This is a genomic window from Halanaerobium sp. (assembly GCF_003070835.1).
The window spans coordinates 1-24,115 of the sequence record NZ_QBLR01000006.1 but is presented as its reverse complement, the minus strand read 5'-3'; the positions used below and the strand labels follow the sequence as shown (position 1 = coordinate 24,115).

The following is a 24,115-nucleotide window of genomic DNA, read 5'->3' as shown; positions in this document are numbered from 1 at the left end:
GATCAGGGGTGATAAGTATGAAAAGTTCCTTTACGATTGGACATTTATTTGGAATTCCCGTTAAAATACATGTCAGCCTTTTAATTATTCTTCCTTTTTTCGCCTGGGCTTTTGGTAATAATATCGTTTATCTAACAGAAAATACTGATATAGCAAGAAGGCAGCTGCTTTTAAATCCCTATCTACTAGGGTTTATTATGGCGGTTATGCTTTTTATCAGTATCCTGATTCATGAGCTGGCACATTCACTTGTAGCCAGAACAAAGGATGTGGAAACTACAGATATTACTCTAATGCTCTTTGGCGGTCTGGCAAATATCGAAGAAATATCCAAAGATCCTAAAGATGAAATGAAAATTGCAGCTAGCGGTCCGCTGACCAGTCTGGCTTTGGGTTTGATTTTTGTCTTTGCCGCTAGTTTTGCACCTAACTTTATCCTGGAAGATTTTAGGCTGATAATTTTATATACAGGTCAGCTAAATATTTTTCTTGCAATCTTTAATTTGCTGCCTGCCTTTCCCTCAGATGGAGGCCGAATTCTCAGAGCTTTTATTGCCCAGCGCACTTCTTTTAGGCGGGCAACAGAGATTGCTTCCAAATTTGGTAAGGGTTTTGCTCTAATGTTTGGTATTTTAGGTTTTATGAGCGGAAACTTTCTCTTAGTCTTTATTGCCTTTTTCATCTATATAGGTGCCGCTCAGGAACATCAATTCAGCAATATTAAGAGTGCTCTTTCAAACTTAAAGGTAAAGGATTTAATGACTAAGGAGGTTAAAACAGTACCGGTTAATATGAGTGTCCACCGCTTAATAGAAAAAATGTTTAATGATAAACATTCTGGTTTCCCTGTGCTGAGGGACGATAAAGTAGTTGGTATTGTAACCATGGAAGATGCACAGAAGATAAATCAGGAAGAATACCGCAACACTCCGGTCCAGACAATAATGAACAAAGAACTGCACTGTGTTGGGGAAAATGATGAGCTTTATGAGGCATTTAAACTTCTTTTCCAGAAAGACATTGGCCGACTGCTGGTAATGGAGGGTGAGGAACTTAAAGGAATTATCACCCGCTCAGATGTAATGACCGGACTTAGAGTTAGACAGTTAGAAAATATAAATAAAGAGGAGCTGTAAGCAATGGTATTTTTAAAAAATTATCTCATCACATTTATAATTTTTTTGGTGATCGATTTTATCTGGCTGGGAGCAGTGGCCAGAAATCTTTACCGCAATCAGCTGGGATTTTTGATGAAAGAAAACTTTAATATGACTGCTGCTTTTATTTTCTATCTGCTTTTTACGGCCGGTCTGGTTTTCTTTGTTCTTAATCAAGCCCTGGCAATTTCCAGCTGGCAGTATGCCTTATTTGCCGGTATGTTTTTTGGACTGATAACTTATTCTACTTATGATCTGACAAATCTCGCTACAATTAAGGACTGGCCCCTGACAATTACAATTATCGATTTAATCTGGGGAACATTTCTTGGTGGAATAACTTCTTATTTAAGCTATATTGTGATTAATTATTTCAGATAAATTTTAAATTATTTTTTCAAATTCATAATTCCTTCATAATTTGCTCCTATAATTAAGTCAGAAGTTAAGAAAAGCATTAATGAAAATTAAAGTTCATTAATGACAAAACAAAAATTTATGAGGAGTGAATTAATATGAAGAAATTATTAATTAGTTTAATGGTGCTGGCTTTTGTAGTCTCAGTTTTTACAGGTGCAGTTTTTGCTCAGGGTCCCCAGTCTAAGATGGGACCGGCAGCCAACCAGCCCCGCTACAATGAAGATGCAGGAGAGTTTGGAATTGGTTATAACAGAGTTGAGTTAAGTGAAGAGCAGATTAATGAAATTGCAGATTTAAGAAATGAATTTTATACTCAAACTGAGGATTTAAGAGATCAGCTTAGAGATTTAAACCGTGAACTTAGAGATCAAGAATTCCGCGGTGCATCTAATGCTGAGATTGGTGAAATTGAAGATAAGATCGAAGAAGTTTTAGTGCAGATGGATGAAAAAAGACTCAGCAATCAGGAAAAAATGGAAGCAGTTTTAACTGAAGAACAGCTGGCTTTAATTGCAGAAAACCGTCAAAACTATGAAGAGCGTTATCAAAATCGTTTTAATAATGATTTTGGACCGGGATCTCAAAGAGGTTTTGGCAGAAGCGGCTACTCAAGATTTGATGAAGACTATCATTATGGTATGATGGGCAGAAGTAATTTTGGAGCTAGATCTGGTGGATTCCGCAGTGGTGGAGCTTACAATAGAAGTGTTTCTGGCTTTGGACCCGGTTGGTGTCACTAAATTTTAATAAAGTTAAGCAAATGAAAAAGGCCGGCTAAAACCGGCCTTTTTAAAGTTTGGCTGTTTAATTTAAAACAAATCTTAATTAAAAAGATCACTCAGATCAATCTTAATATCGAACTGAATATCTACTCCATTATCATCATCTGGATCCTCATCAGCCCAGTCATCATTATCCCAGTCACCGCCATCATCGTCCCAATCATCGTCTTCTTCTAAATCATTATATCTTTCTCTTAATTCTTCATAAACAATATCTTTAGTTACCCGGCGGCCCCTGCCTTCTTTTTTGATAGTTCGACCAGTATTTAAATTTTTGTAATAGTAACTGTACTTTTGATTTGCATGGTGGACTTCAAGTTTTTCTATCATATTGCGGTCCCGGTAATAATATTCATATTTTTGATTTTTAATTTCTATTTTTTCTTCGACTCCAGTCCGCTGATTATTATATTTATAATCATAATTATTGCCGCGTACCTTGATTATTTCAGTTCCGCCGTTGAACTTATATTTTTTATCATATTTTTTAGTATCAAGTGGTGGGAAGTGTCTTTCGCGGTAAGGATGTCTAAATCTGACCAGCTCATCATCAAAGATGATCGATGGCATTCCATAATAATAGTGAAATTCATTAATTCTTTCGCGATTTCTGACCAGTCTCTCCAGATCACCCTGATCAAGTTTTTTATCTGAGTTGCTGTAATAATAAAGAATTAAACTGATATCCTTACTATCCAGCCCCAGACGAGCCATATATTCTACATCTTCACTGTCAACATCTTTAAAAATCCTAACCAAAAGCTTCTTATCAAAGTCATCCAGCTCAACTGCAGCTGCAGAAATTGAACTAAAAATTATCATTATTAAAATACTGAAAATAGTGATTTTTTTAAGCATATTTTTTACCTCCCGGCAGTTTTAATTTAATTTTCCTCTACTTTTATTATAATCTGAATTTAATTCATTTACAATGATCAAAGTGTGATATTTGAAAAAGCTGATGATCTGTAATAAAATATAAGCAGTCTTTAATTTTTACATATTTGACAGAGGAGTGAAAAAATGATCTGGAGAGAAGAATATAAAATTGGAGTAGAACTGGTAGATGAACAGCATCAGGAACTTTTTAAGCGCCTGGGAGATTTTATTCAGACTGTAAGAAGTGATCAAGAAAATTCAGAGAAGAAAAAAGAGGTAGAAAGAACTTTGAATTTTATGGGCGAATATGTAGTGACTCACTTTGATGCTGAAGAGGCTCTGCAGAAAAGATTTAATTACCCTGATTTTGAGGAGCATCATCAAATTCATGAAGATTTCAAAGCAGAAGTTGCAGAATTTCAGGAAAAATATAGTGCAGATGAATATGATGATGATTTTCTGCTGGAATTCAGCGGCCGGCTTTTAACCTGGCTGATCAACCATGTTGCTTCAACTGATCAGGATATTGGGGAACATATAAACTCTGTAAAAGAGAAAGAGGAGGAACTAAAGTAATGGATGTAAAATACTTAAATCCAATAATTGCAGCAACCGATTCAGTTTTTCAAACCATGCTTTCAGTAAAGCCGGAAAAGGGAGAAGTTTCAATTCAGGAAGATCTGGTAACTGATAAGGAGGCAAATGTAATTATTGGCATGACAGGAGATATAAAAGGATCTATAGTATACAGTTTTTCCAAAGAAATGGCTTTAAAGGTAGTCGAAGCGATGTCAGGAATGGAAATGGAGGAACTTGATAAATTTGTAACCTCAGCCATGGGGGAATTAGGAAATATTATCAGCGGTAAGGCAACAACCGGCTTAGCTGAGCAGGATTTAAGCTGTGATATTGCTCCTCCACAGATTGTAACAGGTAAAAATATCAATATTAGTTCTGAAGCAGATAAAGTATTAATGGTTAAATTTAATACGGATCTGGGAGAATTTGATGTTGGTTTTTCAATTAATTAGTATTTAAAGCTCCTGCGGGAGCTTTTCTCATTTTGGGCAGGATAATTTTTTTAATTGGAGAATAATATATATAATAGTAAATCTTTAGTTATCAATTTAGCAGTTAAAATTATTATGGATGGGGGCATAAATTATGGAGGAAATCTATCAGTATAATAAATATAAATTTTTAGAAAAGCTTTATACTCCAGTAGGGATTTTTCTGGCAGGTATTTTGCTGCAGTTTTTTTATCCCGGGATTGGTTTTTATCAGCGAATTTTAATTTATTTGGTTTATTTATCAGGAGTTTTATTATTTGCTTTTGATGCTCTGCCAATAATAATCAGCACTTATAAAGTCTGGAACAAAGAGATTATTTTAACCAATAGAACAATTGTGCTTAAAGGTGATGATCATTTAAAAACAATAGTTGTCAATAGAAGAGATATTGAAAGAATAATTTTCCGCTCTTTAAGGGGGGAGGATGTTGAGATTCCTCATTTTCAAAAGCTTGAAGATATTGATGAGCAATTATTCGAGCTGGCAGGCCGCAAATTAATCATAGAATTTGATGCAGAAACTGCAGAAGATGAATTAATTATTTATTTAGAATTACTGCCTGAGGAATTTTTAGAGGAATTTATTAAATGGTATCAGGCCGATATTGCGCTTAAATAATGACATATATTTTGCAATTTTAAATCCGGCGGTAATCCCGTCGGATATTAGATTATAATTCTAAAAATTTTAACTAATAGAACTATTCCCCTGGTTATTGACATTTGTTTATAAATATAATATTGTATTATCCAGATATATAAATATTATAACTAGGAGGATTATCAATGGAAAATATAGAATCAATATATTATATTGAAACAAATCGAACGTTTACCCTGCTGAGAAAATATGCCTGGATTTTTACTTTAACCGTTGCAATCGGAGGGCTCTGGTTTCCAAAGTTTGGACTTTTTGTACTGCCGGTAATTGCGGGGCTTTCTTTGACATCGTTTTTTAAAGGCCGCTACTGGTGTGGAAATATCTGTCCCCATGGAAGTTTATTTGACTCAGTACTGCTGCAGTTTAGTAAAAATAGAGAGATCCCACATTTTTTTAAATCAAAATTTTTAAGAATTTCTTTTTTCTTATTTTTTTCCTTCCAAATTGGAAGAAAATTGGTCAGTGTCATAAACATTTATGGTCAGGCCCCATTTCTTGACAAATTGGGCTTTATTTTTGTAGCCAGTTATTTAATGGTAACAGTTTTAGGTGGGATAACCTCTTTTTTTTATTCTCCCAGAACCTGGTGTCAATTTTGTCCAATGGGCAGCATCCAGCATATGAGTTATAAAGCTGGAAAAAACCTTGGCATTAACAATGAGACTGATGCTAAAGTAACTATAGAGTCTACTGATCTCTGTCATGAATGTGGAATGTGTGCTCGAGTCTGTCCGATGCAGCTTGATCCATATTTAGAGTGGAATGAAGATGGTCAGCTGGATAACGAGAAATGTATTCGCTGTAATACCTGTGTGGAAAACTGTCCGGCAGGAATTTTAGAGATAAAAAATAACTCAGCTGATGAATTTAATATCTGGGAAGAAGGAGAACTTGATTATTATCACAAGGATAATATCAGGGCAAAAATCGAAGAAATAAGAGAGCTTTCTGGAAATATCAAAGAATTTTCTTTCAGACTAATGGAGCCACCCCACATCGATGTAGAAGCAGGCCAGTTTATACTGGTAAAAGTCTCTGATAAACATCAGATGTATAGAGCTTATTCAATCGCTGGAATAGAGGATGATGGCAGTTTGATTAAGGTAACAGTAATGAGAATTACAGATGGTTATGGAACCAGCATTATCTTCTCAGATTTTGAAGAGGGACAGGTAATTGAACTTAAGGGACCAATGGGGCACGAATTAGTAGTTGACAAAGATGCAGAAGATGTAATGCTTGTTGGGGGAGGAATTGGAATTACACCCTTTATACCAATCGTTGAAGATATAGTCCACAATGATAATCACATAAAAAATGCAAAGTTAATTTATGGGGTTAACGAGGAAGATCAGTTCCTCTACCGAGACTTTTTTGAGGAAATGGATGCAGAATCTGATAAATTTGATTTTGTTCCGGTCGTTGCCTTTGATGACAACTGGAATGGAGAAAAGGGATTTGTCACTGATGTGATGGATAAATATGAGCTTGATGACTATAAAATATATATGTGTGGACCGGGGCCAATGGAGGCTGCAGCCAGACAGCTCTTAGAAGAAAAGGATTTTGATCAGAGCCACATCTATGCCGAATCTACTTAAATTTAAGACTGCAGATCTTCCAGATCATAAAAGAAAGAAAGTATTTCTGCGATAACAGTATATAATTCTTCGGGAATTTCATCTCCGATATTTAGTTCAGCCAGAACCTGGACAACATCCTTATCTTCTCTAATTGGGATGTTTTCCTGTCTGGCTTTTTTTATTATCATCTCCGCTATACTTCCCTTACCACTGGCAATAATTTTTGGAGCTCGATCAGTATTTTGATTATATTTTAAAGCAACTGTTTTTTTAGTTTCAGAGTTTTTTTTATCTGCTGTCATCTTTATTACCTCATTCCAAAAGTTATGAATTATAATTTAAAAACTTATTTTGCAGCGATTAAGTTAGATCTTAATATCTATATGTCTGTACTGACCTTCCTCGTCAAGTTCGTTTAACTCATTTAAAATCAATTTATTAAAAAACTGATTTTTTTCTTCAGCTAGATTACTAAAATTCTTGATTCGAACACTGTTAATCTTAAATCCTTCCTGCTTTAGAGCCGACTGTAGTCTGCCAAAATTTGATTCAATTAAATTTGCAGTCTGAGCACTTTCAGTAAAAAAAGTAGTCTTAATATTTTTCTGATCGACATTAACTTTTGTCTGAATTGGTCCTATATTTTCGAATTCTAAGATAAAAGAGATATTATAGCCTTTATTAGAATTCTGACTGCCAGCACCATCACTTTCTTCCTTTTCCACCTTTAAAAGCAGAGAGGATAATTTATTATTCGGCAGCTGCACAGGAATTTCTAGGGCGAGCATCAGGGGTGAATTTTGATTCTGCTGCTGCAGATTGATCAATTTCTGGCCCAGAATATTGTCTGCTATTTTTTCTTCATTTTCCCCGCCGGTTTTATTAAATAGAGAGAGAATCTGGTTTGAAATTTTACTCTGAGCAGCTAGGCTTTCTGCAATTTCTGAGCTGGAAGAGCTTAGATTGACAGCTGTTTCCGTTTCACTGAGCAGGGGAAAATCTTGATTATTCAAATTGGTTAAGATTTGACTTTTATCAGTTAAATTTTCAGCAAACTGATTAATGTTTCCTTCAAAATGAGCTGCTGTTTCTCTGATTATGCTTTCTGTGAGGGGCAGCTGATTATTTTCGAGGAAGGAAAAAGCTTTTAAAAGTGCGAGCTTTTCGGCACTTCCTTCAATGTTATTATCAGCCAGAAAATTATTTAGAATTTTAAGCGTATCCTGATCAAAATTCTGGCCGAGGCTCTTAAAATTATTTAAAATCAAATTTTTAATTTCCTGGTCCAGCTGATTAAAATTATTCAAAATCTGAGGGTTAAGGTTCTGATTTTCAGTCAGCTCTGCTGGAATATCAGCTGTAGATTCCAGATTACCGCTGAGGGAATTTAAGGAGCCAAGATCAGCATTAGATAAAGCTTCCTGGTTGGCCTCAGCCTGAATCTGCTGGTTTAAATTATCAAAGTTGAGCAGAGAACTTTTTAGATCGGCTAACTCCAGATCACTAAGCAGATTATTCAGCTGCTCCTGAGATAATGTATTATCTGAACCCATAAACTGCTCGAGCATCGAACTGAGATTTCCATTACTATTAAAAACTGAGCGCAGACCACTGATTAGCTTTTCCGAAAGGGGAAGCCCATTACTTTCCAAAAAGGCAAAGGCTTTGATCACAGCCATTTTATCTTCTGCAGCTGTGGCCGGATTCTGATCAAGGTACTGAAGCAGGCTGCCGACAGTTTTTTCGCTGAGGGGCATCTCCAGTTTAGCCCAGCTGTCTAAAAGCATTTTTTGGGTATCATCTTCGAGAGAAGCCAGCAGACGAAAAATTTCAGGCAGCAGTTCAGCACTCTCACTTTTAGCCTGGCTCTCATCAGTGCTGATATTATCTGTGTTTAAAGCCTGTCTGAGCATTCCTATATCGAGTTTTCTAATTGGTGCCAGACCATTTAAGTCCATAAATTTCACTCCCGGGATATTATATTCCATTACTTACTCTTTATTTCGATAAAATTGATTGAAATCCTCTAAAAACTCATATATTATTATAGCAGAGGTTAAGAATCTCTTTAAAGATTATTTTCAAATAAAAAATTAAATTACTCTATTTTTATAAATTTATAAAATCGTAAAGGAGGTTAATCATGTCTGATAAATGTGGAAACTGCGGCTGTGGTTCACATAATGCAGATGATAACTGTGCCAGCCAGCAGTTGAGTGAGGAAGAATTGGAAAAGATATTAAAAGAAAAATCAGAACACAGCAGGAAATATACTGTTGAATATAGAATTAGTCTGCAGGAGATGAAATGTGAGGCTGAGGTTTTAATTGATCGGGTTAAAGCTTATACAGGAATCGTTGACGAAATTGAATTTACCGAAGAAGAATTAATAATATCCTACGATGATCGTTTAATAACCCCGGCTGAAATTTCTGATCTAGTCCAATAAAAGAAAAGAGGAGATTTAATGCTGAGCCATGAGATTGATTACGAAATTATAGGTGATGATATGCAGGTTGTGGAAGTTGAACTGGATCCTGAAGAAACAGTGATTGCTGAAGCAGGAGCAATGAACTGGATGGATAATGGGATTTCTTTTGAGGCCAAGATGGGAGATGGAACTGAGGTAGATAAGTCGATTTTAGGAAAAATATTTGGAGCCGGCAAGCGAGCTATTACCGGTGAATCAATATTTATGACTCATTTTACCAATAAGGATTACGGCAAAAAGAAAATAGCCTTTGCCGCTCCTTATCCCGGTAAAATCATTGCCCTTGACCTGGCAGAAATGCCGCAGAATCAGTTTACCTGTCAGAAAGATGCTTTTTTATGTGCTGCTCTGGGAACAAAGGTAGATATAACATTTAGTAAGCGTTTTGGTAGTGGACTATTTGGCGGCGAAGGTTTTATTCTACAGAAGTTAAGTGGTGACGGCAGAGCCTTTGTTCATGCCGGGGGAACAGTGGTCAAAAAAGAACTAAAAAACGAAAAACTTAAAGTAGATACTGGTTGTCTGGTCGGTTTTACGTCTGGTATTGATTACAGCATTGAGCGAGCAGGTGAATTAAAGTCCATGCTCTTTGGTGGGGAAGGTTTATTTTTAGCCACCCTGCAGGGGACAGGTACAGTTTATCTGCAGAGTCTGCCATTTTCCAGACTTGCAGATCGAATTATTAAAAGCGCACCTCGAGTTTCGGGCAAACAAAAGGGAGAGGGTTCTGTACTGGGACAGATCGGTAATATGCTGGATGGGGATAATTTTTAATCAAATTGTAATCTCTTTAACTTGCAAAGCCTCCCTGAATATTAGATAATGTATATTAATACCTATAAAATTAATAATATACTGAAAAAATAAATAAGGGAGGTAATAGAATGTTAACTTTAAAAGAGATAAAAGCCAATCCTGATTTTCAGCATATGATCAAAGAAGCAAATCATTATCTGTCAGAAAAAGGATATACAGAACACGGTTTTCGTCATGTTAATTTTGTCTCTGATACCACCAAAAGAATTCTAAAAGACTTAGGTTTTGATAAAAAAACAGTTGAACTGGGAGCTATTGCCGGTTACCTGCATGATGTGGGCAACATGTTTAATCGCAAACACCATGGAATATCAGGTGCCAATATAGTCTATACTGAACTGCGCCGGCTGGATGTTCCTTTAGAAGATATAACAAAAATAACAACAGCAATTGCCAATCATGATGTAGAGATTGGTCAGGCTGTAAGTCCTATTACTGCTGCCCTGATTCTGGCTGATAAGAGTGATGCTCACAGAACCAGGGTTAATAAAAAGGATTCTACTTTTATCCATGATCGGGTAAATCTGGCTATCAGAGATTCAAAGATTTCTGTAGATGCGGAAGAAGAAACAATCACCTTAAGTATCGATTATGATTCTTCGATCAGTCAGGTAATGGACTATTTCGAAATTTATTTATACCGAATGGAACTGTGTAAGGAGGCAGCAAAGTATTTAGGCTGCAGATTCAGACTATTGATCAATGAGCTTGAGCTTTTAGGTCATGTTAATTATCAGGAAAGTTAATGAAAATAAATTATGTAATTTAATTAAGGAAGGTAATTATGTTTTTTAAATTGTTAATGATTTTTATTTTAGTACCACTGATTGAACTTTATTTTTTACTGGAGATCAGTCAATTCATTGGAGTTTTTACTACTGTAATGGTTATTGTTTTTACAGGAGCTGCCGGGATCAGCATTGCCAGAAGACAGGGTTATCAGGTAGTCAGTAATATTCGTACCACCCTTAATCAGGGCAAGATGCCGACAGATGATTTAATTAGTGCTTTACTGATTTTAATCGGTGGAGTAACGCTTTTAACACCGGGGTTTTTGACTGATATCACAGGTTTTCTACTGATATTACCGGGTTCTCGGGATCTAATAGCAGCTTTAGTCAAAAAATATTTCCTAAAATATGTTAAGGAAAATAAAGTTGAGGTTCATTACGGGAGCCAGTTTGAGCAGCAGAGAAATAATCAGCAGAAAAATGATAAATATGCTGATTATGAGGATGATTTTATCGATGTCGAGGCTGAAAAGGTAGAAGAAGATGAAGATTTAAAACATTAAAAATATGTAAATATAAAAAAGAGGAGCCAGTCTCAGACTGAGAGCTCCTCTTTTTGAGTTCTTATTTAATTTATGCATTTTGATAGAGCAGACGATGTCTTAGATTGAAAACATGAGCAAAAGCATAATTCTCCTCTAACTGCATTTCGTAAATCAGCTTATTGGTCATCAGAATAGAGACTCTAAAAGCTGATGCTAAATCATCTTCAAAACTGTATTCTCTCTCTAAAAACTCTGCATGTTCTTTTTCAATAAAAGTCTCCAGATCATTTCTATAGACAAATTTCTCTTCTAATTCTCGTTTAAAAAAATCAGGGTGCAGATTCTGAGCGTGCTGATTTAATTTCCATTCGTGAAAAATATGGACTGTTTTCTCCCAGAGTGTTCCCGGGTCAAGCTCAGGGTCATTATGGGCTCTGCAGAAATAATCTGCAATATAGTGAAACAATTCTCCCAGTTTAACTGCAAATTTATAGGGATTCTGATCCGGATTCATATCCTTTAATTCTTCAAATTGCTGATAAAATATTTCCATAGTTTCATCTTTAAAAGTGGCTTATATCTCCTTCAATAAAATCAGGCTTCATACTTCCCCAGGCCAGCGCCGTTTTGGAAAGCCAGATATCATTTTTAGCAAAATGATCATGGATTTTATAAGCCAGCATCTTGTGTGTTCTAGTATCCAGTGTTAATACCTCCCGGTAATTTTAAAGCCTTTTCAACAAATTTCGATATATTAATCATAACATATTTTAAGCCTGTTTAGCAAATGGATTAATTTTCCTCAAAAATCTCTGTGAGAAGAAAAATTTAATTATTGAATCTAAAACTTTATTTTGATAAGATTTTAAGTGAAATAACTATTCTAAACAAAATCTAACTTAAGTTTAATTCAATTGAGCTAAGATTTCTGTTAAATTGTTTACTGGATATTGATTAAGCATAATTATAATCAAATAAATAAGAGGAGAGATAAGAGATGAAAGCAAAAAAACTTACAGGAGAAAAAGCAGCAGAATATATTGAAGATGGAATGGTAATTGGCCTCGGCACCGGCTCCACCGCTTATTATGCAATTAAAAAGGTGGGGGAAATGGTCAGAAATGGATCAAAGGTAAAAGCTGTACCCACTTCTAAAGAAACTGCAGAACTGGCAGCAGCAGAAGGTATTGAACTGGTCGAACTGGCAAATGTTGAAGCACTGGATTTGACCATTGATGGTGCTGATGAGGTTGATCCGGATTTTAACCTGATCAAAGGTGGTGGAGGGGCACTGCTTAGAGAAAAAATTGTTGCCTCAGCAACCGATAAATTAATAATTGTTGTTGATGAATCAAAAATGGTAGAAAATCTCGGTGCTTTCCCCCTGCCGGTAGAGGTGACTCCTTTCAGCTGGCAGTATACACAGCGGATGATTGAGAAATTCAGCTGCAGCTCCGAAATCAGAAAAGAAGACGGCGAAATTTTTGTAACTGATAACGACAATTATATTTTAGACTGTAATTTTGGAAAAATTGAAGATCCCGTCAAAATAGCGGTTGAATTAAATAAACTGCCGGGAGTAGTCGAAAATGGAATTTTTGCTGAAATGGCAGAAATAGTTGTTGTAGGCTATAATGACGGCCATGTTGAAGTCTTAGAAAAGTAATTGAATAATTAAAAAGGGGAGCCGGCATCTGCTGAGCTCCCCTTTTAAGTCTAAAATTATTCAGTTTAATTTAAAAGCAACTTTTTTAAGTGGACTAAGTATTTTCAGATATTTTTTCTAAATCCTTTGCTGCCAGTATTTTTTCCATCAAAATACTGCTGATAATAACCAGCGGAATAGAAATTGCCCAGCGGATTGCTGTAAAAGAAACTCCAACATAACTTGCTTCAAAAAGAGTCATTGGAATCCTGCAGATTGCAGCTGTGCCGATATAACTAAAGATTATGCGCGGGCTTGCTCCTTTTTTATACAGAGCTGCTGCAACTGGAAAGGCGACATATAAGCCCCCAACAGTTGTGCTGGCCAGAATAATTGCCCACAGGTAGGCAAGAAAACCGGATTCTTCTCCCAGATGTTTTTCAATTGTTTCTTTATCAACCCAGACCTCAAATAATCCAATCAAAAGAAAAACTGCAGGGACAAATTTGATCATTGTTAAAAAGAATGAATAAAAATTATCGAAAACTCCCTGGGCAGTATTTAAATCCAATATAAATCCAGCCGCTGTAAAAATTACAAAAATAATAAATAACCAGTAATCCTTTAAGTGTTTTGTCATTAGATAAACAGCTCCCCGTAAAAAAGACCAATTGCAATTGAGACTATAATCGCCATCACCAGAGAGATTAAGTTTCTGATAACGGTAATCTTAAGGCCGAAAAAGTCTTTTTCTACCGGATAGGTAACAAGTCCCACCATCATCAGGGTTGTTGTAAAGGCTGCAATAACAGTATAACTAACCCCTTTTTCCAGCAGTATTCCTGCCAGTGGAAAGGCAACAAAACCAGGCATAAAAGCAAGCGAACCAAGACCTCCTGCCAGTGCTACTCCAACTGCACCACTGCCATCTCCTAGAAACTTCAAAATCAGCTCATCAGAAACAAAATACAAAGAAAAAGCAACCAGAATTATCATATTCAAAAAAACTGGCGAATTTTTGCGTATTTTTTTCAGCCCAATCTTTAAACATCTGATTGTTTTTTCACGATCAATAATAAATAAAATAGCTGTCAGTGCAGCTGTAAAATAATAAATCATATAATTTCGTTTTTAAATAGCATAAAAACAATTTCCCCCTTCAAATTTTACTACCTGTATATTATAACTGTGATTTAATCTGTTTTCTATGCGCCAGCTCACATAATATTTATAAATCCAAATATAAATATAAAACCGCCCCCAAAAGAGCGGTTTCAGTTGAATATCAGCAGGGCTTTAATCTTCAACCAGATTACTTTTCAACCAGTTGATAATATCATCAGACTCATATAGGGGTTCATCATCGATAAATAAACAGGGAACCTGCCTTTTTCCTCCGACTTCTATTAGTTCAGATTCTGCCTTTTGATCCTGATTAATATTCTTAAGTTCAATTTGATCTAAATCATTTCTGTCAATAAATTTGGTTACTTTTCTGCAGTAAGGACAGGTTGGGTAATAATATAATACCAGGTCATACATTTTATCATCCTTTCTTATTCAAGATCTGATGCCTTAAAATATAATTTCTATTTAAATGGAAAAAATCCTTTATTAAATTTTAATTGAAAATAATTACATATATTTGTAAAAATATGTTATAATAAAGAAGAGATGAACTTAATTAGTGGTTGAGAGCGAAAGGAGTATTTATGTATGAGGAGCAGGTTCTTTTAAATGCAAAAGAAAAAATTGACGATTCAGATTTAATTAATTATTTTCTTAAGCTGGCTGAACTTAATTCTAATCTTGAGACGATAGTTGATTTAATTGAAAAGACAAATAAGGCAGATTCAGAAATAGACTTTTTAAATTTAATTTTAAATAAAGCATTTAACTTAATTTCCGAGGCTGATTACGGCAGAATTGTAATCAATCATCAGGATTCCGCCTATTTTTTAGAAAAGATTTATCGGGAAGAGCTGTTGAATTTTGACCTAAGAAATTTTAAGAATCAGGAGCCTGTCAGCCGGAGCAGAGATATTTTATTTAAATCACAGTCGGTAAATAAAAAAATAATTATAAATTTAAAGCTTGAGCAGCAGTTTTTAGGGGCGGTAATTTTATATATTTCTGAGGAAAGTTATAAGAGCTTCAGCAGGGAGTCAGTTAAAATTGCATCTATCTTAGAAAAAATAGCTTCCTCGTATTTAACAGCTAAGGGCTATCAAAAACTGCAGAAAAAATTTAAGCAGGAACTTATACTATCTTTAAGCAATCTGCTTGCTATTCATGATCAGTACACAGAAGGACACAACCAGCAGGTCGCTAAATTGAGTAAAGATCTGGCCCGGGCTGCTGGTTTAAATAAAAAAGAAGTTCAAAAAGCTTACTGGAGCGGTATGCTGCATGATATTGGTAAAACATTAATTCCGGCTTCAATCTTAACTAAAAAAGGACCTCTAACAGAAGCGGAGTTTTTAAGAATCAAAAAACATCCTGAATGGGCCTACAGAGCTTTAAAGGATTCAGCAGAATTAAAGGATATAGCAAAATATGTACTTCACCATCATGAAAAGTGGGATGGAAGTGGATATCCCGACCAGTTGACAGGAACTGAAATCCCCCTAATTTCTCAGATTGTTTCCATAGCAGATGCCTGGGATGCTATGACATCCAACCGTGCCTATCGAAAGGCTCTCAGCAGAAAAGAGGCCCTTAAAAGAATAAAAATTAATCGAGGTAAACAGTTTTCTCCCTGGCTTACAGATGTATTTCTGGATAATATTAGCTGAAGTAAATATTTAATTTCATTTTTAGCATTAAAGTCTTTAAATAGTCCGCTGTTTCTGTTATAATAGTAAAGTAGATAACAATTTTACTCAATAAGAGAAATTTTTAATAAAAGACCAAAAGGTGGAGAAAAAATTGAGAAGAAGAGAGCGCTTAACAGGTTTTTTTATCATATTTATTTTGCTTACTTTTTCTGCCTACAGTAATTCAATGAATGTAGGTGGACGAGCCGGAATTGCAGACAGACAGCTGAGCAAAACTGGACAGAGGACCAATGGGCAGCAGATGCGAGTTTTAAGTAACAGTGAGCAGAAACTTAATGCTTCAGTTCCAGAACAGAGCCTGCAGCCTGAAAATAAGCTTGATTTAGAGTCTGATCGGACATCAAGTCCGGATTCAGAGCGGAAGTCCAATTCACTAGATATAGATCAGACCAAAGAAAATAGAGAGCAGAATATAGAAGCTGAGCGAGAAGATAAGAAAATTTTTACGGAACAGAGAGCAGAAAATAATCCAGATCAGCAGCAGACAGCCTTTGAAAAAAGATATGAACCCGAATTAATCGATCAGGTTAAAGTACATAAAGTTAGAAGTGGAGAAACTCTCTGGGATATAGCTCATCAGCATGGTTTGAATATTGATTCCTTAATTGGAGCCAATAATATCAGCAATATGAACAGCATCAAGCCAGGACAGGAATTTAAAATTTTACCTGTTAAAGGTATTATTTATAGAGTTTCACCAGGAGAAAGTGTGGCCAGTATTGCCCGCAAATTTAACCTTAAAACTGAAACAATTATGGAAGATAATAATCTTGAAGATTCTTCAAAGCTTAAAATAGACCAAAAACTAGTATTAAGAGGTGCTAAACCAGAATTTAGTTATCAGGATCGTCTGGATCAGAAATTTATGTATCCAATTAATACCCGGATCACCTCTTATTATGGGCCCCGCTGGGGAAGAGTTCACGAGGGTCTTGATTTTGCAGCGCCAATGGGCAGCCCAATTAGAGCAGTCAGCTCAGGTAGAGTTGTCTACAGCGGCTGGGCTACAGGCTACGGCTATGTAGTAATCATTGAGCATCAAAAGGGTTTAAGAACACTTTATGCACATAACTCTAAACTTCTGGTCAGCGTCGGAGAATCAGTTGGCAGGGGAGAAGTTATTTCTCGCTCCGGTAATACCGGAAATTCTACAGGACCTCACCTTCACTTTGAAGTTCAGGTTAACGGCCGACCGGAAAACCCTTTAAACTATATCAACAAATAAAATTAAAATAATTGAATTTCAAACTCCTCATTATTAATTTAGTGAGGAGTTTTCTTTATTTAGAGGGATTATATCTGAGTATTAACTGGATAAGCGTACTCTTGACATTAAAATCCAGATAACTTATAATTAATATATGAAATACTTGAATAATTGTTCATATATCATAAATAAGATGAGGTGGAAATAATGCAGCAGACAGCAGATAAGAATAAAAAAAGTGAAAAAGAATTTGAACTGGAAGGTTTAAACTGTTCCAATTGTGCCTTAAAAATTGAGGATCAGATTAAAAATCTGGAGGGTATGGAGGATGTGGAGCTTAATTTTGCTACCTCTACCCTTAAAGTTGCAGCAGAAGAATCAAGGCTGGAAAAAATTAGAGAAGAGCTGCAGCAGATTTCAGATCGAATTGAACCCGGGGTTAAAGTTAAAAATAAAGGGGAAGACAGAGATCAAGTCAATTCTGGCAGCTCTCTAAAGGAATATCTCTGGCAGAAGAAAAATATTTTTATCGGCAGTATCTTTTTCATTGCTGCTTTAAGTTTTGCTCATTTAAATCTTTTTGCGGGGACTATTTTTAATAGTCTGGCTTTACCTGCTTACATAACAGCATATTTTTTAATCGGCTACCCTGTCTTAAAGTCGGCAGTTTTAAATATCGGTCAGGGTCAGATTTTCGATGAAAACTTTTTAATGGTAATTGCTACTATTGGAGCTTTTGGAATCAGAGAATATCCGGAAGCTGTAGCTGTAATGCTGTTTTATATGGTGGGTGAGTTATTTCAGGAAAGAGCAGTCAACAATTCCCGGCGCTCAATAAAAGATTTGATGGATATTCAGCCTGAATACGCCAATTTAATCAAAGATGACGAGATTATTAAAGTGGAACCAGAAAGCTTAAGTGTTGGTAATTTAATTGCCGTTAAACCCGGTGAGAAAATACCGGTTGATGGGGAAATTGTCAGTGGAGAAACAGCCCTCGAAACCTCAGCGCTAACAGGAGAGTCACTGCCCAAAGATGCTGCTGAGGGTGATCAGGTTTTAAGTGGGATGATAAATCTAAATAAACTGATTACAGTTAAAGTCACTAAGGAATACAAGGATTCCACTGTTAAAAAGATCCTGGAGCTGGTGGAGAATGCAAGTTCCAAAAAAGCTCCAACAGAACAGTTTATCAGCAAATTTGCCCGCTATTATACACCTTTTGTGGTGCTGACAGCTGCTTTAGTTGCTGTTTTACCTCCACTTTTTACAGGTGCAGCCTTCAGCCAGTGGTTTTACAGAGCTTTAATTTTTCTGGTAGTTTCCTGTCCCTGTGCTCTGGTTGTATCGATTCCCCTTGGTTTTTTTGGGGGGATTGGGCTGGCTTCCAAAAATGGAATCCTGGTCAAAGGCGGCAACTATCTGGAAGCTTTAAATGAACTGGATACTATTGTTTTTGATAAAACTGGTACTCTAACAGAAGGCGATTTTAAAGTTACAGAAGTAAATATTTACAGTCAGCACAGCCGGGATCAAATATTAAAATTGGCTGCTGAAGTGGAGCAGTTTTCTAATCATCCAATTGCAAAGTCAATTGTTGAGGCAGCTTCTGATTTCAAAAAACATTCAGCGGCAGCTGACTATCAGGAAATTTCGGGAGCCGGGATTAAAGCGGAGCTGAATAATAATCTTATTTTAGCAGGAAACGAAAGACTTATGCAGAAAAATAATATAGAGTTCAAAAAAGCAGAAAGTAGTGGTACAGCAGTTTATTTAGCTCAAAACGGTCAATTTTTAGCTTCGATTATCATATCTGATCAGCTGAAGCCGGACTCAGAATCTGCAGTTTCCGGTCTCAAAAAGCTGGGAATTAAGAATTTAGCAATGCTGACAGGTGACAACCAGTTAGCTGCAGCAGATATTGCAGCAAGCCTGGGGCTTGATAATTACTATGCTGAGCTTTTACCTGACCAGAAGGTAGAAAAAGTAGAAGAGCTGCTGCAGAGTTCCAAAAAACTGGCTTTTGTCGGAGATGGTATTAATGATGCACCTGTACTTGCCCGCTCAGATTTAGGGATTGCGATGGGCGGTCTTGGTTCAGATGCTGCGATTGAAGCTGCAGATGTGGTGCTGATGACTGATGAGCCTGCTAAAATTGTTTCAGCTTTAAAAATTGCTGCTAAAACTAAAAAACTGGTCTGGCAGAATATTATTATGGCTCTCTCAATTAAAGCTGCAGTTATGATCTTAAGTATTTTTGGTCTGGCATCAATGTGGGCAGCAGTATTTGCAGATGTTGGAGTTGCTTTAATGGCAGTCTTTAATGTGATGAGAATTTTGAAGACAGAAGAGATTTAAGAAATGGAGTGAATAAAATGGTAGCTGAACTAAAGGAAAAGGCGATCTGTGATATTTGTGAGGTTTTTAATCCAGATAACCAGGTAGTAGAGGTAATGAAGGAAAAAGAGCTGGCAGATGAGGTAGTTTATGATCTGGCAGAGTTATTTAAGACGATGGGAGATCCAACCCGGATTAAAATTCTCTATGCCTTAAAAGAAAGGGAGCTCTGTGTTTGTGATCTTTCCGAGCTGCTTGAGATGAGTGCTTCTGCTATCTCACACCAGCTTAGAGTTTTAAGAAATAATAAGCTGGTTAAATACCGCAAAGAGGGGCGCTCAGTCTATTATTCACTTGATGATGATCATGTAATGTGTCTTTTTGGTCAGGGACTTGAACATGTACTTGAAGATTAGATAGACAGCAGTAAAATTTATCCAACAAATTTTTATCCAGATAATTATAATAACTCCGTAGAGGAAGATTTAATGACTCAAATGAATGCAGTACTGCTGGCAGGAGGAGCAAGCAGCCGTTTCGGCAGTGATAAGGCTCTAATTCCTTTTGCCGGCATGAGATTAATTGAATATATCTACCATAATTTAAATAGCAATTTTGACAGGGTAATTGTAGTGGGCTCTAAAAAGGATTATTCTTTTCTCAAAGAAGCCGAAATTAGAGATGATATCTATCAGAACTGTGGACCACTGGCCGGCATCTATACCGGTCTTTATTTTTCTGACAGCAGTTATAATTTTGTCTGCGGCTGTGATATGCCCTTTTTAAATAAAAATTACTTTGATTTTATTAAAAGAGAGCGAACTTTAAACCCAGAAGCTGAGATTATTGTACCTCAGTTTAATGGTTATCTGGAACCACTGGCTGCTCTTTATCAGCGTTCTCTGCTCCCTGTGATCAAAAAAGAAATTCTAAACAATAATCTTAGACTTAAATCTTTTTATCCAGAGAGCAGGAAAAAAGTAATTAAGGAAGAAATATTAAAAAGAAAATTTAATCTTAAAAAGCTTTTTTTTAATCTTAATTATCCTGAAGATCAAATTGAGGCACTAAAATATTTAAATAAGGAGGCAGGGAGTTTTGAAAAAGATAGGAATTACTAAAAAAAGCAAATTATTTTTGATTTTCATGTGTTTTTTATCACTAATACTGTTTTATTCTCTGCAGACTGCAGCAGAGGATATTGTGCTGCAGGAGCCAGCTTACCAGCAGTTTGAACTGAATAATGGAATGCAGTTTATGGTGTTTCCGGATCATTCGATTCCTTTAATCAGATATTCTATTTATTATAATGTAGGTTCAATCGATGAGCAAAATAATCAGACCGGGATTTCTCATTTCCTAGAACATCTGATGTTTCTGGGAACAGAAAATCTTCCTGAAGGTGAGATTGATGATTTGATTTCTTCGGTTGGCGGTCAGCTAAATGCTGCTACCAGTTTTGACTACACTTATTATTACCATGAGGTTCCGGCTTCGATGCTGGAACTGGTAATGGCCCTGGAGTCAGATCGGATGCAGAATTTAAAATTTAATGATGCTGAAATCAACCGGGAACGAGAAGTAATCAAACAGGAAAGAAGAATGCGCACTGAAAATAATATCTTCTCCCGGGGCTTTGAAGAGATTAAAGCTCATGCATTTAAAGATAGTTATTTGGAGCATAATGTTATCGGCTGGATGGAAGATATCAACAGCATTTCACCTCAGCAGCTGCAGAATTATTACCAGCGGTATTATTCACCAAACAATTCTTTAGTGGTTGTCAGTGGTGATCTGGAGGCCGAGATGGTTAAAAAGCTGGCTGAAGAGTATTATGGCTCCTACCAGGCAGCTGAGATTGACCGCAAAGAATTTAAACTGCCGGCTCAGCTGGCAGAGAAGACTAAAAAAGTTGAATTAAATACTAATATTCCCTATGCACTTCAGCTCTACAGAATTCCAGCTGCTGATCAGCTTGAAATAACAGCCTTAGAAATTTTTCTCGATATTCTGGCAAACAGCCAGAGTTCACGGCTTAAGCAGAAGCTGCAGCAGGAGGCTGGTATAATTTTAGACAGTGGGGCTTTTCTCTATCCCCTGCGCACGGATTCTTTTGCCCTGATCTACTTTATTCCTTCAAATCAGAATTTAGTTGAGCAGGCACAGCAGGCTTTTGATAGGGAGCTGGAAAAAATATTTACTGAGGGTATAACTGCCCAGGAATTTGAGATGGTTAAAAAGCAGTACCAGAAATCTTTAATTTTTTCTCAAAAGGATATTAACTCAGCAGCTTCCACTTATGCTTTAAATGAACTGCGCTTTAATCAGGCAGATTTAATAGAAGCAAAAATAGAGTATATCAATAATTTGGGTAGAGAAGAGCTAATTCGAACTGCCAAAAAATATTTCAGTCCAGACCAGCGGACAAAAGGCTATATTTTACCGGAAAATAAAGGTGGTGCTCAGCAGTGAAGAAGTTTAAGAAAATTATATTTTACAGCCTGATTATGATCCTTGTTTTAAGTTCTAATCTAGCTGCAGGCACTGATCAATTCAGCCCTGATTTTTTTAGAGAACTGGCAGAGGTGGTAAACGAAAAACCCGAGATTGAGGTACCTGATTATCAGCTTATGGAGCTGGAAAATGGGATGAGATTTTATCTGCTTGAGGATAAGAGTCTGCCGATTGTGGAAGTCAGGGGTTATATCAATGGTGGTAAAATTAACGAAAGCAGTAATAATGCCGGGATAACTTCTTTAATGACAGAGCTGATGCTCAAAGCAAGCAAAAATTACAGTGAAAGTGAATTTTCTCTTTTTAAAGAAATTAACGCTCTCTCCTTAAATCTAGGGGTTGGCTCAGATAGGATTTCAATCAGTGGAAATTCTTTGAATACTGAAACTGAAGAACTACTTTCCCTGCTGGCTGAAGTTCTGATTAGACCAGAATTTGCAGGCAGCCACTTTGCGAGAACTGTTGCGGAATATCAGCAGCTCTACAGGCAGCAGTTCTATAATGATTCAGCTTTATTAAATATGCACTTTTTTAAGAATCTATATGGAGAGCATCCTTATGGTTATAATTATAATTACAATCTAATCTTAGAATTTTTAAATCAGGTTGATTCCAAAATGGTGGAGGATTTTTACAGTAAAATTGTTCAACCTGAGCGAATTTCAATTGCTATTAGTGGAGACTTCGAAATGGAAGCTTTAAAGACCAGGCTTAAAAGAAATTTTGCCAGCTGGGAAAATGCGAGTGAGAAGCCAGCTGAAAGCTATGTTAGTGTTAATCCAAAAATTCATCAAAAAATAATTGTCGTTGATAAAGCTGATGCCACTCAGGCCAATATGAGGCTGGGCTATAATTTTTATACCAGCAGTTATCCGAAAAGAATTCCCTTTTTAATGGCAAATCGAATCTTTGGCAGTGGTGGATTTAACAGCCGCCTGATGGAGAACCTCCGCAGTGAAAAGGGATATGTTTATGGTACTAATGCCCAGGTCAGTTATAATGATTATGGAGGAGCTTATTTTATTAATTTAAGTCTTGATCCCGAAAAAGCCCTTGCCGGTATGGAAGCTGTTAAAGAAGAGATGCTTAAGCTTAAGACAGCTAAAGATCCTTTCCAGGAAAAAGAGCTCTTTGAAAACATTAATCTCTATAACGCGGTTTTTCCCAAAGCTTATCAGCATCAGATAGATGTGCTGGAGGAGATTGTTTATCAGCTCGAATTTGAGAATGGCTCAAAAAATTATCTAAATAATTTCATCAAACAGTATAATGGACTTGAGGCCGCAGAAGTTCAGCAGATTTTTGCAGAGGAACTTTATCCAGAGATTTTATTTACAGTAATTGTCGGTCCCAAAGAAAAAATACTGCCCCAGTTTAAAGAAGCCGGACTTGAGGTAGAAGTAATTGAGAATCCGGTTTTAAATTAATTGGATAGATTTTAGCTCTTGACAGCAGACTGGATTATGAGATATTATAATAACGATAGTTGAATAATTAAAAACTTTGATGAGAAGTAGTAATTTTCCTTGAAGCTGAAAGAGAATGGAATCCAGCGGCTGTAAGATTCCAGCAGTTAAAGAAAATGAAGTCGTCTCTGAGTTTTGCTGACCAGGCGGATTTAAAAATAGCAGCAGAGCAGCTAATTGCTGTTATTATAATCTGAATTAATCAGCAGCGGCACAGCAGTCGTTATCTAATGAGAGCTTTCTGCAGTTTAAGCAGGAGGAACTAAGGTGGTACCGCGAATTAAACGCTCTTTCGTCCTTAACTGGATGAGAGAGCTTTTTTTATGCCTTAGATATAATTATTAAATTTTAGTGATTTTAGATTATTATTAATGGAGGGGAATAAAAGTGGAAAACTTAGAAAAAACTTATGATCCGGCCAAAACCGAAGATAAATGGTATGAATACTGGCTGGAAAACAATTATTTTGCACCAAGGGAAAAAAGAGAAGATGAGAAGGGGACCTTTAGTATTGTGATGCCTCCCCCAAATATCACAGGTCAGCTGCATATGGGCCATGCCTTAGATAATACTCTGCAGGATATTTTAACCCGCTGGAAGAGAATGCAGGGCTACCGCTCCTTATGGCTGCCCGGTACTGACCATGCAAGTATTGCAACTGAGGTTAAAGTTGTAGATAAGATGAGGGAAGAAGGAATTGAAAAAGAAGATATGACCAGGAATGAATTTTTAGAAAAAGCCTGGGAGTGGAAGGAAGAATACGGAACCAGAATCACCAATCAGCTCAAAAAAATGGGCTCATCCTGTGACTGGTCCCGGGAGAGATTTACCCTGGATGAAGGCTGCTCAGATGCGGTAGAAGAAGTTTTTATTAAATTATATGAGGAAGGCTTAATTTACCAGGGAGACTATATTGTTAACTGGTGTCCAAGCTGCCACACTACTTTAAGTGATATCGAGGTTGAACACAAAGA

At 36.4% G+C, this 24,115-nt stretch carries 27 protein-coding genes and 1 other annotated feature; of the genes, 20 read left to right on the top strand and 7 right to left on the bottom strand.

The window, feature by feature from the left end; genetic code table 11:
• The first annotated feature begins 17 nt into the window (after positions 1-17).
• The 3 genes from CI949_RS01490 to CI949_RS01480 all read left to right on the top strand — a co-directional run bounded on the left by CI949_RS01490 (position 18) and on the right by CI949_RS01480 (position 2,317).
• Entirely contained in the window at positions 18-1,136 is a 1,119-nt protein-coding gene (locus tag CI949_RS01490) for a CBS domain-containing protein (RefSeq protein ID WP_290762430.1), read from the top strand.
• A gap of 3 nt (positions 1,137-1,139) precedes the next feature.
• Entirely contained in the window at positions 1,140-1,538 is a 399-nt protein-coding gene (locus CI949_RS01485; protein WP_108137847.1) for a DUF2177 family protein, read from the top strand.
• A 134-nt stretch (positions 1,539-1,672) separates the two neighbouring features.
• Complete coding sequence (locus CI949_RS01480; protein ID WP_108137849.1) at positions 1,673-2,317, top strand: Spy/CpxP family protein refolding chaperone; 645 nt, start codon at positions 1,673-1,675, stop codon at positions 2,315-2,317.
• 81 nt (positions 2,318-2,398) lie between these two features.
• On the opposite strand, the gene CI949_RS01475 is transcribed toward CI949_RS01480, so the two are convergent.
• Positions 2,399-3,217, bottom strand: a complete 819-nt coding sequence (locus tag CI949_RS01475) for a hypothetical protein (RefSeq protein WP_290762424.1) — start codon at positions 3,215-3,217, stop codon at positions 2,399-2,401.
• Between the two features lie 165 nt (positions 3,218-3,382).
• Here CI949_RS01475 and CI949_RS01470 point away from each other — a divergent pair, with 165 nt between their 5' ends.
• From CI949_RS01470 to CI949_RS01455, 4 genes are all read left to right on the top strand, one after another.
• Entirely contained in the window at positions 3,383-3,814 is a 432-nt protein-coding gene (locus CI949_RS01470) for a bacteriohemerythrin (RefSeq protein WP_108137853.1), read from the top strand.
• Positions 3,814-4,269: a chemotaxis protein CheX gene (locus CI949_RS01465; protein WP_108137855.1), complete on the top strand. Its 456-nt coding sequence runs from the start codon at positions 3,814-3,816 to the stop codon at positions 4,267-4,269. Before CI949_RS01470 ends, CI949_RS01465 begins: the two co-directional genes overlap by 1 nt.
• A 133-nt stretch (positions 4,270-4,402) precedes the next feature.
• On the top strand, positions 4,403-4,927 hold the full coding sequence (locus CI949_RS01460; RefSeq protein WP_108137857.1) for a hypothetical protein: 525 nt from the start codon (positions 4,403-4,405) through the stop codon (positions 4,925-4,927).
• Positions 4,928-5,094: 167 nt separating this feature from the next.
• Positions 5,095-6,570 (top strand): 4Fe-4S binding protein, encoded by a 1,476-nt coding sequence (locus tag CI949_RS01455; RefSeq protein WP_108137858.1) that lies wholly within the window; start codon positions 5,095-5,097, stop codon positions 6,568-6,570.
• A gap of 2 nt (positions 6,571-6,572) precedes the next feature.
• Here CI949_RS01455 and CI949_RS01450 read toward each other — a convergent pair whose 3' ends face one another.
• The gene (locus CI949_RS01450; RefSeq protein ID WP_108137860.1) at positions 6,573-6,854 is read right to left on the bottom strand and encodes an EscU/YscU/HrcU family type III secretion system export apparatus switch protein; all 282 of its coding nucleotides are present in this window, start codon (positions 6,852-6,854) and stop codon (positions 6,573-6,575) included.
• A gap of 63 nt (positions 6,855-6,917) precedes the next feature.
• Complete coding sequence (locus tag CI949_RS01445; protein WP_133530751.1) at positions 6,918-8,510, bottom strand: flagellar hook-length control protein FliK; 1,593 nt, start codon at positions 8,508-8,510, stop codon at positions 6,918-6,920.
• Positions 8,511-8,695: 185 nt separating this feature from the next.
• Between CI949_RS01445 and CI949_RS01440 the strand changes: the two genes are divergently transcribed.
• The 4 genes from CI949_RS01440 to CI949_RS01425 all read left to right on the top strand — a co-directional run bounded on the left by CI949_RS01440 (position 8,696) and on the right by CI949_RS01425 (position 11,153).
• Complete coding sequence (locus CI949_RS01440) at positions 8,696-9,001, top strand: hypothetical protein (protein ID WP_108137864.1); 306 nt, start codon at positions 8,696-8,698, stop codon at positions 8,999-9,001.
• 18 nt (positions 9,002-9,019) lie between these two features.
• Positions 9,020-9,817: a TIGR00266 family protein gene (locus CI949_RS01435; RefSeq protein ID WP_108137865.1), complete on the top strand. Its 798-nt coding sequence runs from the start codon at positions 9,020-9,022 to the stop codon at positions 9,815-9,817.
• A 110-nt stretch (positions 9,818-9,927) separates the two neighbouring features.
• On the top strand, positions 9,928-10,605 hold the full coding sequence (locus CI949_RS01430) for an HD domain-containing protein (protein ID WP_133530752.1): 678 nt from the start codon (positions 9,928-9,930) through the stop codon (positions 10,603-10,605).
• A gap of 38 nt (positions 10,606-10,643) precedes the next feature.
• The gene (locus CI949_RS01425; protein WP_133530753.1) at positions 10,644-11,153 is read left to right on the top strand and encodes an FxsA family protein; all 510 of its coding nucleotides are present in this window, start codon (positions 10,644-10,646) and stop codon (positions 11,151-11,153) included.
• A gap of 70 nt (positions 11,154-11,223) precedes the next feature.
• Here CI949_RS01425 and CI949_RS01420 read toward each other — a convergent pair whose 3' ends face one another.
• Positions 11,224-11,688, bottom strand: a complete 465-nt coding sequence (locus CI949_RS01420) for a zinc dependent phospholipase C family protein (RefSeq protein ID WP_243734007.1) — start codon at positions 11,686-11,688, stop codon at positions 11,224-11,226.
• A gap of 444 nt (positions 11,689-12,132) precedes the next feature.
• Here CI949_RS01420 and rpiA point away from each other — a divergent pair, with 444 nt between their 5' ends.
• Positions 12,133-12,801, top strand: coding sequence for a ribose-5-phosphate isomerase RpiA (gene rpiA / locus CI949_RS01415; protein ID WP_290762409.1), 669 nt, complete (start codon positions 12,133-12,135; stop codon positions 12,799-12,801).
• 94 nt (positions 12,802-12,895) lie between these two features.
• Here the strand turns inward: rpiA and CI949_RS01410 are convergent, their stop codons facing one another.
• From CI949_RS01410 to CI949_RS01400, 3 genes are all read right to left on the bottom strand, one after another.
• On the bottom strand, positions 12,896-13,420 hold the full coding sequence (locus CI949_RS01410; protein WP_108137874.1) for a permease: 525 nt from the start codon (positions 13,418-13,420) through the stop codon (positions 12,896-12,898).
• The gene (locus tag CI949_RS01405) at positions 13,420-13,899 is read right to left on the bottom strand and encodes a hypothetical protein (protein ID WP_290762406.1); all 480 of its coding nucleotides are present in this window, start codon (positions 13,897-13,899) and stop codon (positions 13,420-13,422) included. The genes CI949_RS01410 and CI949_RS01405 overlap by 1 nt, the downstream gene beginning before the upstream one ends.
• 177 nt (positions 13,900-14,076) lie before the next feature.
• Entirely contained in the window at positions 14,077-14,322 is a 246-nt protein-coding gene (locus CI949_RS01400) for a glutathione S-transferase N-terminal domain-containing protein (RefSeq protein WP_290762403.1), read from the bottom strand.
• Between the two features lie 170 nt (positions 14,323-14,492).
• Between CI949_RS01400 and CI949_RS01395 the strand changes: the two genes are divergently transcribed.
• The 8 genes from CI949_RS01395 to CI949_RS01360 form a co-directional block, all read left to right on the top strand.
• Positions 14,493-15,575 carry an HD-GYP domain-containing protein gene (locus CI949_RS01395; RefSeq protein ID WP_290762401.1) on the top strand — a complete coding sequence of 361 codons (1,083 nt, stop codon included), beginning with the start codon at positions 14,493-14,495 and terminating at the stop codon, positions 15,573-15,575.
• Between the two features lie 133 nt (positions 15,576-15,708).
• The gene (locus tag CI949_RS01390) at positions 15,709-16,842 is read left to right on the top strand and encodes a peptidoglycan DD-metalloendopeptidase family protein (RefSeq protein WP_290762398.1); all 1,134 of its coding nucleotides are present in this window, start codon (positions 15,709-15,711) and stop codon (positions 16,840-16,842) included.
• A gap of 189 nt (positions 16,843-17,031) precedes the next feature.
• Positions 17,032-19,182: a heavy metal translocating P-type ATPase gene (locus CI949_RS01385; protein WP_290762393.1), complete on the top strand. Its 2,151-nt coding sequence runs from the start codon at positions 17,032-17,034 to the stop codon at positions 19,180-19,182.
• Positions 19,183-19,199: 17 nt separating this feature from the next.
• Positions 19,200-19,577, top strand: a complete 378-nt coding sequence (locus CI949_RS01380) for a helix-turn-helix transcriptional regulator (RefSeq protein WP_108137886.1) — start codon at positions 19,200-19,202, stop codon at positions 19,575-19,577.
• 72 nt (positions 19,578-19,649) lie between these two features.
• Entirely contained in the window at positions 19,650-20,282 is a 633-nt protein-coding gene (locus CI949_RS01375; protein WP_290762386.1) for a molybdenum cofactor guanylyltransferase, read from the top strand.
• Complete coding sequence (locus CI949_RS01370; RefSeq protein ID WP_290762383.1) at positions 20,260-21,633, top strand: pitrilysin family protein; 1,374 nt, start codon at positions 20,260-20,262, stop codon at positions 21,631-21,633. Before CI949_RS01375 ends, CI949_RS01370 begins: the two co-directional genes overlap by 23 nt.
• Positions 21,630-23,102: a pitrilysin family protein gene (locus CI949_RS01365; protein ID WP_290762381.1), complete on the top strand. Its 1,473-nt coding sequence runs from the start codon at positions 21,630-21,632 to the stop codon at positions 23,100-23,102. The genes CI949_RS01370 and CI949_RS01365 overlap by 4 nt, the downstream gene beginning before the upstream one ends.
• A gap of 67 nt (positions 23,103-23,169) precedes the next feature.
• Positions 23,170-23,444: a binding site (T-box leader), on the top strand.
• An 84-nt stretch (positions 23,445-23,528) separates the two neighbouring features.
• The coding region (locus tag CI949_RS01360) for a class I tRNA ligase family protein (RefSeq protein ID WP_290762379.1) at positions 23,529-24,115 on the top strand (587 nt) is incomplete at its 3' end.